This window comes from Sphingomonas sp. (assembly GCF_035714405.1).
Lineage (GTDB): Bacteria > Pseudomonadota > Alphaproteobacteria > Sphingomonadales > Sphingomonadaceae > Sphingomonas.
In genome coordinates this window covers 85,832-98,717 of record NZ_DASTMA010000011.1, presented here as the reverse complement: position 1 = coordinate 98,717, position 12,886 = coordinate 85,832, and the positions used below count along the sequence as shown (strand labels likewise).

The window sequence follows — 12,886 nt, the reverse complement described above, 5'->3', positions numbered from 1 at the left end:
GGTCAACTACCGCTTCAGCTTCCGCCGCACCTCGTCGGCGTGCTGCGGCCCGACCCGTACGCTCGTGCCCGATTTCAGCACCAGCGTGATGTTGCGCCCGACCTGACTGATCGAAACGATCGCGGCCGGGCTGACGAAAGCGGAGCGGTGGACGCGGATCATGTCCGCAGGGGCAAGCGAGCCTTCGAGCGCGGCCATCGTCACGCGCAGCATATGCGCGCGGTCGGCGGTATGAAGCAGGGCGTAGTCCTTGGCCGCCTCGATCCACTCGATCGCCTCGATCGGCACGCAGATCTGGCCGCGACCCGTGGGGATCCAGAACTCGCTGGCATAATCGGTGGCGGGAGGGCCAGGAGCTTCGGGCGCGAGCGGGGGCTGCTCGCCCACGCGGCGGAGGACCGAGCGGATGCGGGCGAGCAGTTCGCGCGGCTCGAAGGGCTTCATGACGTAATCGTCGGCGCCGATCTCCAGTCCCTCGACGCGGCCGTCGACGTCGCGACGCGCGGTCAGCATGATGATGCCCAGAGGATCGGGCCGCGCGCGCAGCCGCCGGGCGATCGAGAAGCCGTCCTCGTCGGGCATCGAGACATCAAGGACGACGAGCTGCGCGGACCGCTCGGCCAACACCCGGTCGAGCGCGGGGCCGCCGCTCGCCTCCGACACATCGAGGCCGTTATCGGTGAGATAGGCGGCGATCGGCTCGCGCAAATCCTCCTCGTCATCCACCAGCACAATATGTGGCGGCGTGTTCATCCGATCGCGGCCTCCGAGAGGAAGTGGCGCACCGAGTCCGGCGTGAAGGGTTTCTCCAGCACCGGTCGCGCGGCGTCAGCCAGGAAGCGCGCCGCGTGCGAGCCGAGCGTGTCACCCGTGGTGAAGGCGGTGAGCTTGGCGAGATCGGGCCGGTGCTCGGTGATCCATGAATAGAGCGCCGGACCATCGATGTCGGGCATCCGGATGTCGCTGATCACTAGGTCATAAAGCCCTCCGGCCACCAGTCGCGCCTGCGCCGCCGCGCCGCCGACGACGATCTCGCACTCGAACCCTTCGACACCCAGAAAGTCGGCGAGCGAAGCGGCGATCTCCTCCTCGTCGTCGACGATCAGCGCGCGGCGGATCGCGTCGGTGGGCGGCGCAGGTGCGATCGGCTCAACCCGTGGCAAGGTCTTGCTGGGGTCGATCGGCAGCGTCAGGCGAAAGGTCGCGCCGCGTTCGGACGGCACCAGCGTCAGCCGGCCACCATGCGCCTCGGCCACGCCCTGGCTGAAGCTCAGGCCGACGCCGGTGCCTTCGCCTTGCGGTTTGGTGGTGTAGAAGGGTTCGAAGATGCGACGGCGCGCTTCGGGTGAGATGCCGGGGCCGGAGTCCGAGACTTCGAGCACGACCGTGCCGGGCTCCGGTCCCAGCGCGGTGCGGACCTCCAGCCAGCGCAGCGACCGCTCCGCCGCCATCGCTTGTTGCGCGTTGACGATCAGGTTGGTGACGATCTGATGGAGCTGGTCGCTGTCGGCCGAGATGCGCGGCAGGCGTGCGGCGAAGGCGCGGGTGATGCCGACGCCGTCGGAACGCAGGCCGTAATTCGCCAGTTCGATGGCGCCGTTGGCGACGGCGTTGAGATCGACCGCGGTGCGCTCGGGCGTCTTCTGCCGCGCCATGGCGAGAAAGGTCTGGACGATGCGCGCGCAGCGATCGGCGGCCTTGCGGATCTTGAACGCGCGGTCGGCGAGCTCGGTGCCGGTCGCCTGCCGCTCCATCATCACGGCTTGCGCGACGACGATCGAAAGCGGGTTGTTGAGCTCGTGGCTGACACCCGCGAGCAGTGAGCCGAGCGCGGACAGCTTCTCCGACTGGAACAGCGCATCGCGGGAGCGCTCCAGCGCGGCCTCGGCTTCCTTGCGCTGGGTCAGGTCGATGGTGAAGCCGCCGGTGCGGACGGAGCGGCCGCCGGGCGTCGGAAAGCTGATCGCCAGCACGGAGGCGTAGCGGTCGCGCGGCTCGATCGCAAACTCCTCCGTGATCGCGCCGGTGGCCGCAGCCGCGTCCATCGCGACGATCCGGTCGGCGATGGGCGGCGGGAACAGGTCTGCCGGATGGCGGCCGATGATCGCGTCCCTCGACTCGCCAATCACCGCCGCCAGCTCGTCATTGACCTTGAGGTAGCGGCCGTCGGCGTCCTTCAGGTGCATGCCGAACGGCGCATGGGTCATGAAGGCGGCGAGCATCGCCTCGCTTTCCGCCAGCGCATCGCGGCAGCGGGCGTGCGCCGGGTCGAGCTCCGTGCCGCACCAGCCGGCGACTTCGCCGGCGGCGTCGCGCAATGGCGAGAGGCGGCAAGGGCGATCCTTGCCGTCGATCCGCAGTACGGCTTCGAACGGATCCTGCGCCGCGAGACCGGCGGACCATTGCTGGATATCGCGGGGCAGCGGCGCGGCGGGGCGGGAGGTCCAAACCGGGCGCCCGGCCGTGTCGGCGGTCCAGCACAAGCCGGGCAGCATCGCCGCCAGCGTCCGGAACGCGGCGTCCGGCGCACGCGAGTCGGGGGCCGCAAGCAGTTGCGGTTGACGCGTTTCCCCCTGCGCAGCGGCGATCGCCATGCCGTTCCCCCCCTCCGCCCTTAGCACGAACGGCGACGAAGGTGAGCCCCCGGGCAAAGCGCGGCTATCCGCTCCCGCCGCGCCCTCGACCGATGCCCATGCGCGCGAGCTCGGGTTGGCGATCGACAAATTGGTGCTTGAGCGCGCCGCCGACGTGGAGGACGAGGAGGAACAGCAGCATGATCGCGACCGTGCCGTGGGTTTCCTCCATCTGTTCGTGGAAGGCGCGCTGCTCGGCGACTCCGGCGGGCTCGCGGCCGAGGTCGGCGACGGGGCCGATCTTTGGTACTTCCACCAGGCCCCAGAACAGCGACGGCTTGCGGGGCACCGGCGCCGGCTTGCCGGCGGCCGTGGCCGCCTGGGCGCTTTGCGCCTGGGCATAGGCGGCGCCTGCCGAGCCCGCGGGCGGGTTGGCGGAGATCATCACCCAGCCGGTCCAAGGCACGAACAGCATGGCGGCATAGAGCAGGAAATGCGTGATCCGCGCGAGCCACCGCTCCCAGCCCGCCATGGGCAGGAAGGGCAGACCCTTGTGCATCAGCTTCCACACCACGCGCACGACGCTGAGGATCAGGATGGTGAGGCCCGACGAGATATGCAGGGCGAAGAAGCCACGCGGCAGCTGGTCGCGGAGCAGTCCGGAGGTGAGATTGTAGATGATGGCGGCGGCGATCACCCAGTGGAGGACGATCGCGACGCGGGTGTAGCGGTCGGTGCGCGCGCGTAGCGGCGGCGGATCGGCCCAGGCTGTGGTCGCCATGTCGTGGGTTCCTCCCTCTTGAACCACATCAAACGTGTGGTGCGGCAGGTTGTCAATCGGATGGCGAGTCGCGCCGGCGCGCGCGCACCGGCTTGACCAGTCCGGGGTGGCCGGACTAGGCGGGCGCGCACGGCCCCTTCGTCTAGTGGTTAGGACGCGGCCCTTTCACGGCTGAAACACGGGTTCGAGCCCCGTAGGGGTCACCAGACAGAAGACGCGCGGGGCGCGTCTTCTGTATTCTGGTGACGCGAGAGCTATGCTCGACCTAACTCACATCCTGCGCGCAAGAAGGAGCGGGGCCCCGGCTCCCAAGCCGGGGCGACGGGTTTGCTAATCCGCCCATGCCGCATCCTCGACGTGGAGCTCGGCCGCGGGCTTGCTGCCCCAGTCGTCGAGCTTTGCGCGGCCGACCAGCCACAGCTTGCGGTGCGGCGCGGCGCCGAGCAGCGCCAGGCCGAGCGCGGTCTCGGCGTGGCGGAAGGCCATCGCCTTGAGGCTGCGGCCGTCGTTGCCCGCGACCACGCAGCGGACATGGTTGGTGCCGACGATGTCCGCACGGATCACCCGCACCGGCCCGGCCGCGAGGCGCGGGGCGGGCCAACCGGTGCCGTACGGGCCGCCGGCTTCCATCGCGGTCACCAACTCCGGGTGGACGCCTCCGGGCGCTAGGACCGCGTCGACGAGCAGCGCGCGGCCTTCGTTCGACTGCTCCACCGCATTCGCCAGCCGCTCCTCCAGGAAATTGCTCAGGTCGGCGATGCGGTCGGCGGCGACCGTCAGGCCCGCCGCCATCGCGTGACCGCCGCCGGCGATGAGGATGCCCGCTTCCTTGGCCGCGAGCACCGCCTGGCCGAGATCGACGCCGGGGATTGAACGGCCCGAGCCCTTGCCCACGCCCGCCGCGTCGAGCGCGATGACGATTGCCGGCCTGCCGAGCTTCTCCTTGAGCCGGCCGGCGACGATGCCGATCACGCCGGGATGCCAGCCGAGCCCGGCGGCGATCGCGACGCGGCGGTCGCTGCCTGCCAGCAGTTCGGCCGCCTCCTGCACGCCGGCCTCGATGACGCGGCGGTCCTGGTTGAGCGTGTCGAGTTCGAGCGCGATGGCGCGGGCCTCGGCCGGATCCGTGGTGGTTAGCAGGCGCACGCCGAGATCGGCGCGGCCGACGCGGCCGCCGGCGTTGATGCGGGGGCCGAGCGCGAAACCCAAGTCGCTGCAGGTCGGCGCGCGGGTCAGCCGCGCCGCCTCGATCAGCGCCGCCATGCCGGGATTGCGGCCCTGCGCCATCACCTTCAGCCCCTGCGCGACGAAGGCGCGGTTGAGGCCGCGCAGCTGCGCCACGTCGGCGACGGTGCCGAGCGCGACCAGGTCGAGATGGTCGAGCAGCCTGGGCTCGGCGCGGCCGGCGAAGAAGCCGCGAGTGCGCAAGGTGCGGATCAGCGCGGCGCAGAGCAGGAAGCAGACGCCGACCGCGGCCAGATGGCCATGCTCGCGCCCACCCTCCTCGTCGAGGCGGTTGGGATTCACGACTGCATGGGCGTGGGGCAGGGTGCTGGCGCACTGGTGGTGGTCGGCGACAATGACGTCGACGCCCTCGACCCGGGCCGCCTCCAGCGCGTCGAACCCTTGGGCGCCGCAGTCGACGGTGAGGATCAGCGACGCGCCCTCACGCGCCAGCCGCACCAGCGCGGGACCCGACGGGCCGTAGCCCTCCTCGATGCGGTCGGGGATGTAGGCACGCGGCGCCAGCCCGAGATCGCGCAGGATCAGCACCATCAGCGCCGCCGAGGTGGCGCCGTCGACGTCATAGTCGCCGAAGATCGCGACCTGCTCCGCGCCCATCACCGCGTCGGCGAGCCGGTCGGCGGCGCGGTCCATGTCGCGGAACACGGAAGGGTCCGGCATGAAGCCGCGGATCGACGGGCTGCGGTGCTGATCCAAGGCCTCGCGCGGGCAGCCGCGGGCGAGCAGCAGCTGCGTGACGAGGTCGTCCGCGCCCCAACCGTCGCGCGCATCGGCGGCCAGCGCGCGCCAGCGCCAGGGCTGGCCGAGGATGGAGGCGGTGACGCCGAGGACGGTCATGCGCGGAAGTTGAGGGGAAGTTGAGGGATAAACACGTCCGGTGATCGGCGGTGCGGTGAATGTTGAGAGCGAATGTTGAGAATGTTGAGTGCGCCATCGCGCTCCCCACCGCTTCCCCGGCGAAGGCGGGGGCCCAGAATCCAGACGCCGCGAGACATGGGTCGCCCATCGACGTTCGTGGCGACTGGGCCCCCGCCTTCGCCGGGGAGGGTGCAAAAGGCCGACTTACGGGTCACGAAACGAGCGTGGCAGATCGCCTGCTTGTAGGACAGCGGCTTCTCAATAGGCCATCCAGCTGCCTTCTCGGAACCACTTGGTGACGATGTACTTCACGCCTTGCACGACCGGCATGCCCTCGTGCAGCGTCTTGTCGTTGGGGCTGCCGTCGGGGTTCATGTTGTTCCACGCGAGCAGCAGGCCACGCTTGGGGGCGACCTTGATGCCCGCCTGCGGAAACCAGGTGGCGCCGCCTTCAGTCACGTCGTTGAGATAGATCATCGCGGTCCAGGTGCGCTGCCCGCCCTGCTTGCTGACCTCGGGCCAATAGCTCTCGCCCTGGTGGAAATAGTCGTGATGAGCGCGGAATTGCTGGCCGGGGGCATAGCGTTGACCCTGCATCGTCTCGCCGTGCGACGGATCGACCCCGAGCAGCGCCGCGATTGACTCGTCTATGGGGCGGACGAGCGGCGACCAGCGGTCCATGTCGCAGCTGTCGGAGGTGCGGAAATTGGCGTCGGGGTTGTCGGACAACAGCGTCGACGGGCGCCGGTTGGTGTCGATCAGCCCGATCAGCTGGTCGCACTGGGCCGGGCTCAGGAACTCGGGATGATAATAGAATTGCGCGGCGTCGATCTGCGCGCGCTGGACGGCCGGATTGGCGTCGAGGCATTGCGCGACGTGCGAACCGGCGAGCGCGCGGACTTTCGACGCGCCGTTGCCCGAAGAGGATGTGCGGGAGAAGAAACCCATGACGGCGGTGCTCTTGGCCTGGTCTTTGGCCGCAATGCAAGGGTCTGGAGTTTGCATCAATGGCAACGCTGCGCCGTCAGACGGAGCCGGCGTTGCCGGCTCCGCTGCCCGCCGCAGCGACTCCTCGGCTTGCTGACCCAAGCCGAGGGCGCTCGCTCAATAAAAGATGTCGTATACCGTATCGACGACCTGGCCGGAGCGGAGGTCGACCAGCAGGGCATCGTTATAGTAGCGCACCCAGCGGTACGGGCCGTAAGCCTCCGGCAGGCGATAGTCCCAGGGATCCTGGATCCAGTAGTTCTGGCCCCACAACACCTGCGACAACGTCACGCCGATCGAGAAGCGGCGGTAACCCCGATCCCAGCCATAAGGCGCGTAGTAGCGCGGCAGCCGGAACAGGTTGCGATTGCCGGTGCGATAGCGGTTCCAATCGTAACGGCCGTCCCGGCGCCACTCGCGGCTCCAGTTGCGGTTGGCCTGGCCGCGATCGTTCCAGCCGCTGCGGTTATCCCACTGGCGGTTGTCGCGGTCGTTGCGGTTCCACTGGTTGCGGTCGTCGCGCTGACGATCGTTCCACTGGGCACGGTCATCGCGGTGACGGTCGTTCCACTGCGCACGGTCGTCACGGCGGCGAGGCTGATCGCCACGCGCCGGGTCGTAGCTCGGGTTGCGACGGTCCAGCTGCACCACGGGCGCGGCATTGCGCTCGGCCTGGCGCTCCTGGCGCCGCTCGAAGCGTTCGGCCTGACGGGGGGCAGCCTGCTGCTGACCTTGCCAGTCGGCGTGGGCCTGCGCGCGGACGCGCGGCTGTTCGGTGTTGCGCTCGCGACGCTGACCCTGCCAATCCGGCGCGGCCTGCACCTGCGCCTGGGCGTTGACCTCAGCGCGCGGCTGCTGCTGGCGCTGTTCCTGGCGCGCCTGCTGGCGCTCGGCGCGCTGCTCGGGCGTCGCCTGTTGCCGCTGAGCACGCCGCTCTTCCCGCGCCGCGCGCCGCGCGTCGCCGCCCGGGTCGTCCTGTGCCGTCGCGATGGTGGGCACGGCAGCGGTCGCCGCCAGCAATGCACCGATCAACCACTTCTTCATGGCCGTATTCCTGTTCCTGCCGGCGCACGAGCCGACCCCTATGGTGGAGCCCTTTTGCGGCGCGCAGGGTGAGACGAAGCTGAACTCGTCCGTCAGCGATCAGAAAGCTTTCGTAACGATCAGGGTCGCCCCGGCGCCACCAGCGCCGGCACCTGTCGCGCCGCGTCGGCCGGGTCGATGCCGGGGCGGAAGCCGGCGGGAATGACCTCCTCGCCACGCGCGGCGCGGGCGGCGCGCCCGATCGCCTCGACCACGCGCGGATAGACGCCGCAGCGGCAGATTACGGTGATGGCGGCGCGGATCTGCTCCTCCGACGGGTTGGGCGTCTTCTTGAGCAGAACGCTCGCCTGCATGATCATGCCCGGGATGCAGAAGCCGCATTGGGTCACGTTCTCGGCCAGGAAAGCGAGCTGGACGGGATGGCTGCGCTCGCGCGACAGGCCCTCGATGGTGGTGACGTAGCTGCCCTCGATCCGTCCGACCGGGACCTGGCACGACGGGACCGCCGCGCCGTCGATATCGACGATGCAGGCACCGCAATGGCCGGTGCCGCAGCCGTACTTCGCGCCGGTGAGGTTGGACGCGTCACGCAGCGCCCACAGCAGCGGCGTGGCGGGATCGAGGCGGTATTCGACGGGCTGGTTGTTGACGGTCAGGCGCATTGCTTCCCTCTCGCCTGCGGGAGGCACCACCTGATCTCCCCTCCCGCTTGCGGGAGGGAACATGCGGTCGCTCGTCCCCCGGACGAGCTGAAGCAGCCGGGGGCTGCTTCACCGCATGTTGGGAGGGGTTGTTGCTTCACCAGGCCGACATGCCCTCCCCCAGCCCCTCCCGCAAGCGGGAGGGGAGGTCGAGTAACCCCTCCCGCAAGCGGGAAGGGAGGTCGAGTAACCCCTCCCGCGAGCGGGAAGGGAGCTGGGCTACTCGCGCCAGCTGGTGTCCTGCTTATCCACCAGCCGCACCATCGCCGCGAAGTCGGCCTTGCCGGCACCGCCGGGGACGCTCGCCTTGTGGAGGTCGCGCTGGTGAGTCGCAACGACTTCGGGCGCGACCTCGAGCGGGGTGCCCATGCTCATCGTAGCGAGCTGGATCTCGCAGGCGCGTTGCAACGACCAGTGCTTGATAAACGCTTCCGGCAGCGTCCGCCCCATTACCAGGATGCCGTGGTTGCGCAGGAACATGACACGCTTGCTGCCGAGATTGGCGACCAGCCGCTCGCCTTCCTCGGAGCGGACAGTGACGCCCTCGAAGTCATGATAGGCGATCTGCCCGGCGAAGTTGCAGGCGTAAAAGTTGGTGGGGCGCAAGCCGCCTTCGACCGAGCTCACCGCCATGCCTGCCGTGGTGTGGGTGTGCATGATGCAGTGCGCGTCGGGCAGGTTGCGGTGGAACACCGCATGCTGGACGAAGCCGGCGAGGTTGACCGGGTAGGGGCTGTCGGCGAGCTTGTTGCCGTCGAGGTCGATCTTGACCAAGCTCGACGCGGTCACCTCCGAGAAGTGGAGGCCGAAGGGGTTGATCAGGAACGCGCCGCGCTCGTCATCGAGCTTCACGGTGATGTGGTTGTAGATCATCTCGGACCAGCCGAGCATGTCGAACACGCGGTAACAGGCGGCGAGCTCCTGGCGCGCCTCCCACTCATGGGCAGACATCTGGGGCTGGCGGAGGGCGGTGGCCATCGGGTCTCTCCTGGGCTGACGTTGGTTCGATTATCGCACATTCATGGTCAGTGGCCTAGCGCGGCGATCTCTTGCGGGGCGAAGCCGAGGTCGCGCAGTACCCCCGCGTCGTCGCGCTCGCCGGCCATCGTCGGGGCTACCGTCGCGCTGGCCGAATAGCGCGGCGCCGGTGCCGGCTGGGTGACGCCGCCCGCCTCGACGAAGGTGCCGCGCGCGCGGTTGTGTGGGTCGGCCAGCGCATCGTCGAAGCCGAGCACGGGGGCGAAGCAGACTTCGTGGCCGGCGAAGGCGGCAACCCATTCATCGCGGGTCTTCTCTCGGAAGCGGCGTTCCAGCTCGGCCTTGAGCGGACCCCAGCTGCGCGGGTCCATCTGGCGGTCCCACTCTGGCGCGTCCAGGCCCATCACCGCTCGGAACTCGGCATAGAATTGCGGCTCGATCGCGCCCAGCGAGATCCACTTGCCGTCGCGACACTCAAAGGTGTCATAGAAGTGGGCGCCGGTATCGAGCAGGTTCTCGCCGCGCCGGTCGGACCAGCGGCCCATGCCGCGAAACCCCCAGATCATGCTCATCAGCAGGGCCGAACCGTCGGTCATCGCCGCATCGACGACCTGGCCCTCGCCGGTGCGCTGCACGTGGAGCAGTGCCGCGAGCATCCCAAAGGCGAGCATCATGCCGCCGCCGCCGAAATCGGCGACCATGTTGATCGGCGGCGTCGGCTTCTCGCCGGCGCGCCCGAAGGCGTGGAGTGCGCCGGAGATGGCGAGATAGTTGATGTCGTGGCCGGGCTCGTGCGCCATCGGACCGGTCTGGCCCCAGCCGGTCATGCGCCCATAGACGAGGCGCGGGTTATCGGCGAGCAGCACGTCGGGGCCGAGCCCGAGGCGCTCGGTGACGCCGGGGCGAAAGCCCTCGATCAGCCCGTCCGCTTGGCCCACAATGCGGCGGACGGCGGCGATCGCCTCCGGCTTCTTGAGGTCGAGCGCGACCGAGCGACGGGAGCGGAGCAGGGGGTCCTTGGCGTCGATCGTGATCCCGCCCCTGCCAGGGCGGTCGATGCGGATCACCTCGGCGCCGTGGTCGGCGAGCATCATGCCGGCGAAGGGGCCGGGGCCGATGCCGGCGAGTTCGACGATGCGGATGCCGTTCAGCGGCGCGTCGGCCATTCATGATCCTCCAAGTAGCGGGGCGGCGCGTCCGAGCGCGAGGTCGGCGTCCGAGAAGCGGATCGGGGTGCGCAGGCCGGGCAGTACGCTGCCATCCTCGCGGCGGACCTCGATCTGCATGCCGCGCGCGATCACCTGCGGGTCGGCGAAGGCCTGCTCGACGGTGTTGATCGGGCCGCCCGGAACGCCGGCGGCTTCGAGGGCCGCGAGCAGGTCGTCGCGCTGCCACTTGCCGGTCAGCGCCTCGATGGCGGCGAACAGCGCGGGTTTGTGTTCGAGCCGGCCGGCGTTGGTCGCCCATTCGGGGCGGTCGGGCAGGCCCATCACGGTGCAGAAGCGGCGGAACTGCGCGTCGTTGCCGACCGCGAGGATGAACCAGCCGTCTGCGGTCGGGAAGACCGCATAGGGCGCGACGTTCATGTGCGCGTTGCCGACCCGAGGTGGGGTCTGGCCGGAGAGGAACCAGTTCATCGCCTGGTTGGCGAGCACGCCGGTCATCGTGTCGAGCAGCGCCATGTCGATCTGCTGGCCGCGCCCGGTGCGTTCGCGCTGCGTCAGCGCCGCCTGGATCGCGATGACCGAATAAAGGCCGGTCATGATGTCGGCAAAGGCGACGCCGACCTTTTGCGGCTGACCGTCGGGCTCGCCGGTCAGGTCCATGATCCCGCTCATGCCCTGAACGATGTAATCATAGCCCGCGCGCGCGGCGTAGGGACCGTCCTGACCGAAGCCGGTGATCGAGCAATAGACCAGCTGTGGGTTGAGCGCGCTCAAGGCGGCGTAGTCGAGACCGTATTTGGCGAGGCCGCCGACCTTGAAGTTCTCGATCAGCACGTCGGCGTCGGCGACCAAGTCGCGGACGATCGCCTGTCCCTCGGAGGTGGTAAAGTCGGCGACGACTGAGCGCTTGCCGCGGTTGCAGGCGTGGTAATAGCCGGCAGTGCGGGAGCCGTCCGGCTCGTCGACGAAGGGTGGGCCCCAGGTGCGGGTGTCGTCGCCCTGGAGCGCCTCGACCTTGACCACCTCCGCGCCGAGGTCGGCAAGCACCTGACCTGCCCAGGGGCCGGCGAGGATGCGGGCGAGTTCGACGACCTTGAGGCCGGTGAGCGGGGGGCCTTTCACTCTACGTCCATAGGAGCGTTGCGCCCTCGGATGATCAAACCCACTCCTAGCACGACAAGCATGAGAGTTATGAGCCCGTCTTGTACGATGGCGGCCGCTACCAAGCAGGCCAGTGCAAGTAGGATGCGGACCCAAGGTGGATGAGCGTTCAAGCCCCTCATGTGGAGCTTAAAACGCCGCGATGCCGGTGATCGCGCGGCCCAGGATCAGCGCATGGACGTCGTGCGCACCCTCGTAGGTATTCACCGTTTCCAGATTCATCATGTGGCGCATGACCTGATATTCGCCCGAGATGCCGTTGCCGCCGTGCATGTCGCGGGCCATCCGGGCGATGTCCAGCGCCTTGCCGACATTGTTGCGCTTGACGATCGACACCATTTCCGGCGCGAACCGGCCCTCGTCCATCAGCCGGCCGACGCGCAAGCTGGCCTGCAGTCCGAGCGCGATCTCCGTCTCCATGTCGGCAAGCTTCTTCTGGAAGAGCTGGCGGCCTGCGAGCGGGGTGCCGAACTGGTGGCGGTCGAGGCCGTACTGGCGCGCGGCGTGGAAACAGAACTCGGCGGCGCCGAGCGCGCCCCAGCTGATCCCGTAACGGGCGCGGTTGAGGCAGCCGAACGGCCCCTTAAGCCCCTGCACGTCGGGCAGCAGCGCGCCGTCGCCCACCGCGACCTCGTCCATCATCACCATGCCGGTGATCGACGCCCGAAGCGACAGCTTGCCCTCGATCTTGGGCGCGGAGAGGCCCTGCATGCCCTTTTCGAGCACGAAGCCGCGGATCACGCCGTCCTCCGTCTTGGCCCAGATCACGAACACGTCCGCGATCGGCGAGTTGGAGATCCACGTCTTGGACCCCGAGATGACATAGCCGTCGGCGGTCTTCTTCGCGACCGTGCGCATCCCGCCGGGGTCGGAGCCGGCGTCGGGCTCGGTCAGGCCGAAGCAGCCGATCCATTCACCCGACGCGAGCTTAGGCAGGTATTTGCGCTTCTGCGCCTCGGAGCCGAAGCTGTGGATCGGGTACATCACCAGCGACGACTGGACGCTCATCATCGAGCGATAGCCTGAGTCGACGCGCTCCACCTCGCGCGCCACCAGGCCATAGGCGACATAGCCCGCGCCGACGCCGCCATATTCCTCCGGGATGGTCGGCCCGAGCAGCCCGAGCTCGCCCATCTCGCGGAAGATCTCGGGATCGGTATGCTCGTGCTGGAACGCCTCGACGATGCGCGGTGCGAGGCGGTCCTGCGCATAGGCGCGCGCGGTGTCGCGGACCATGCGCTCGTCGTCGGTCAGCTGCTCGTCGAGCAGGAAGGGATCGGCCCAGTCGAAACGTCCCATGCCGGCCATCACATCTGCTCCTTCGCCTCGTCACCCCGGCCGCAGAGCCGGGGTCCCGCTGCCTCGCCCCGCGCTAGAAGAAGCGGGACCCGG

11 protein-coding genes and 1 tRNA gene are annotated in these 12,886 nt (G+C 69.0%); 1 reads left to right on the top strand and 11 read right to left on the bottom strand.

Features of this window, described 5'->3' with window-relative positions; genetic code table 11:
* Positions 1 to 6: 6 nt before the first annotated feature.
* The 3 genes from VFQ64_RS03605 to VFQ64_RS03595 form a co-directional block, all read right to left on the bottom strand.
* Positions 7 to 753, bottom strand: a complete 747-nt coding sequence (locus VFQ64_RS03605; RefSeq protein ID WP_325101929.1) for a LytR/AlgR family response regulator transcription factor — start codon at positions 751 to 753, stop codon at positions 7 to 9.
* Positions 750 to 2,594, bottom strand: coding sequence for an ATP-binding protein (locus tag VFQ64_RS03600; protein ID WP_325101928.1), 1,845 nt, complete (start codon positions 2,592 to 2,594; stop codon positions 750 to 752). The genes VFQ64_RS03605 and VFQ64_RS03600 overlap by 4 nt, the downstream gene beginning before the upstream one ends.
* Positions 2,595 to 2,658: 64 nt before the next feature.
* Positions 2,659 to 3,354 carry a cytochrome b gene (locus VFQ64_RS03595; RefSeq protein ID WP_325101927.1) on the bottom strand — a complete coding sequence of 232 codons (696 nt, stop codon included), beginning with the start codon at positions 3,352 to 3,354 and terminating at the stop codon, positions 2,659 to 2,661.
* Between the two features lie 131 nt (positions 3,355 to 3,485).
* Between VFQ64_RS03595 and VFQ64_RS03590 the strand changes: the two genes are divergently transcribed.
* Positions 3,486 to 3,560 (top strand) — tRNA-Glu (locus VFQ64_RS03590).
* A 124-nt stretch (positions 3,561 to 3,684) separates the two neighbouring features.
* Here VFQ64_RS03590 and recJ read toward each other — a convergent pair.
* The 8 genes from recJ to VFQ64_RS03550 all read right to left on the bottom strand — a co-directional run bounded on the left by recJ (position 3,685) and on the right by VFQ64_RS03550 (position 12,802).
* Positions 3,685 to 5,436: a single-stranded-DNA-specific exonuclease RecJ gene (recJ, locus tag VFQ64_RS03585; protein WP_325101926.1), complete on the bottom strand. Its 1,752-nt coding sequence runs from the start codon at positions 5,434 to 5,436 to the stop codon at positions 3,685 to 3,687.
* 279 nt (positions 5,437 to 5,715) lie between these two features.
* Positions 5,716 to 6,405, bottom strand: a complete 690-nt coding sequence (locus VFQ64_RS03580; RefSeq protein WP_325101925.1) for a 2OG-Fe(II) oxygenase — start codon at positions 6,403 to 6,405, stop codon at positions 5,716 to 5,718.
* Positions 6,406 to 6,561: 156 nt separating this feature from the next.
* Positions 6,562 to 7,488: an RcnB family protein gene (locus VFQ64_RS03575; RefSeq protein ID WP_325101924.1), complete on the bottom strand. Its 927-nt coding sequence runs from the start codon at positions 7,486 to 7,488 to the stop codon at positions 6,562 to 6,564.
* 119 nt (positions 7,489 to 7,607) lie between these two features.
* On the bottom strand, positions 7,608 to 8,150 hold the full coding sequence (locus VFQ64_RS03570; protein WP_325101923.1) for a (2Fe-2S)-binding protein: 543 nt from the start codon (positions 8,148 to 8,150) through the stop codon (positions 7,608 to 7,610).
* 258 nt (positions 8,151 to 8,408) lie between these two features.
* Positions 8,409 to 9,167 (bottom strand): class II aldolase/adducin family protein, encoded by a 759-nt coding sequence (locus VFQ64_RS03565; RefSeq protein ID WP_325101922.1) that lies wholly within the window; start codon positions 9,165 to 9,167, stop codon positions 8,409 to 8,411.
* A gap of 47 nt (positions 9,168 to 9,214) precedes the next feature.
* Positions 9,215 to 10,333 carry a CaiB/BaiF CoA-transferase family protein gene (locus tag VFQ64_RS03560; RefSeq protein ID WP_325101921.1) on the bottom strand — a complete coding sequence of 373 codons (1,119 nt, stop codon included), beginning with the start codon at positions 10,331 to 10,333 and terminating at the stop codon, positions 9,215 to 9,217.
* Positions 10,334 to 11,455 carry a CaiB/BaiF CoA-transferase family protein gene (locus VFQ64_RS03555; RefSeq protein ID WP_325101920.1) on the bottom strand — a complete coding sequence of 374 codons (1,122 nt, stop codon included), beginning with the start codon at positions 11,453 to 11,455 and terminating at the stop codon, positions 10,334 to 10,336.
* Positions 11,456 to 11,623: 168 nt separating this feature from the next.
* A complete protein-coding gene (locus VFQ64_RS03550) occupies positions 11,624 to 12,802 on the bottom strand; it encodes an acyl-CoA dehydrogenase (protein WP_325101919.1) in 1,179 nt (392 codons plus the stop codon).
* Positions 12,803 to 12,886: the final 84 nt, after the last annotated feature.

Coding starts and splice junctions, on each gene's coding strand:
- VFQ64_RS03605 (WP_325101929.1), bottom strand. CDS start 753: ATGAACACGCCGCCACATATTGTGCTGGTGGATGACGAGGAGGATTTG.
- VFQ64_RS03600 (WP_325101928.1), bottom strand. CDS start 2,594: ATGGCGATCGCCGCTGCGCAGGGGGAAACGCGTCAACCGCAACTGCTT.
- VFQ64_RS03595 (WP_325101927.1), bottom strand. CDS start 3,354: ATGGCGACCACAGCCTGGGCCGATCCGCCGCCGCTACGCGCGCGCACC.
- recJ (WP_325101926.1), bottom strand. CDS start 5,436: ATGACCGTCCTCGGCGTCACCGCCTCCATCCTCGGCCAGCCCTGGCGC.
- VFQ64_RS03580 (WP_325101925.1), bottom strand. CDS start 6,405: ATGGGTTTCTTCTCCCGCACATCCTCTTCGGGCAACGGCGCGTCGAAA.
- VFQ64_RS03575 (WP_325101924.1), bottom strand. CDS start 7,488: ATGAAGAAGTGGTTGATCGGTGCATTGCTGGCGGCGACCGCTGCCGTG.
- VFQ64_RS03570 (WP_325101923.1), bottom strand. CDS start 8,150: ATGCGCCTGACCGTCAACAACCAGCCCGTCGAATACCGCCTCGATCCC.
- VFQ64_RS03565 (WP_325101922.1), bottom strand. CDS start 9,167: ATGGCCACCGCCCTCCGCCAGCCCCAGATGTCTGCCCATGAGTGGGAG.
- VFQ64_RS03560 (WP_325101921.1), bottom strand. CDS start 10,333: ATGGCCGACGCGCCGCTGAACGGCATCCGCATCGTCGAACTCGCCGGC.
- VFQ64_RS03550 (WP_325101919.1), bottom strand. CDS start 12,802: ATGGCCGGCATGGGACGTTTCGACTGGGCCGATCCCTTCCTGCTCGAC.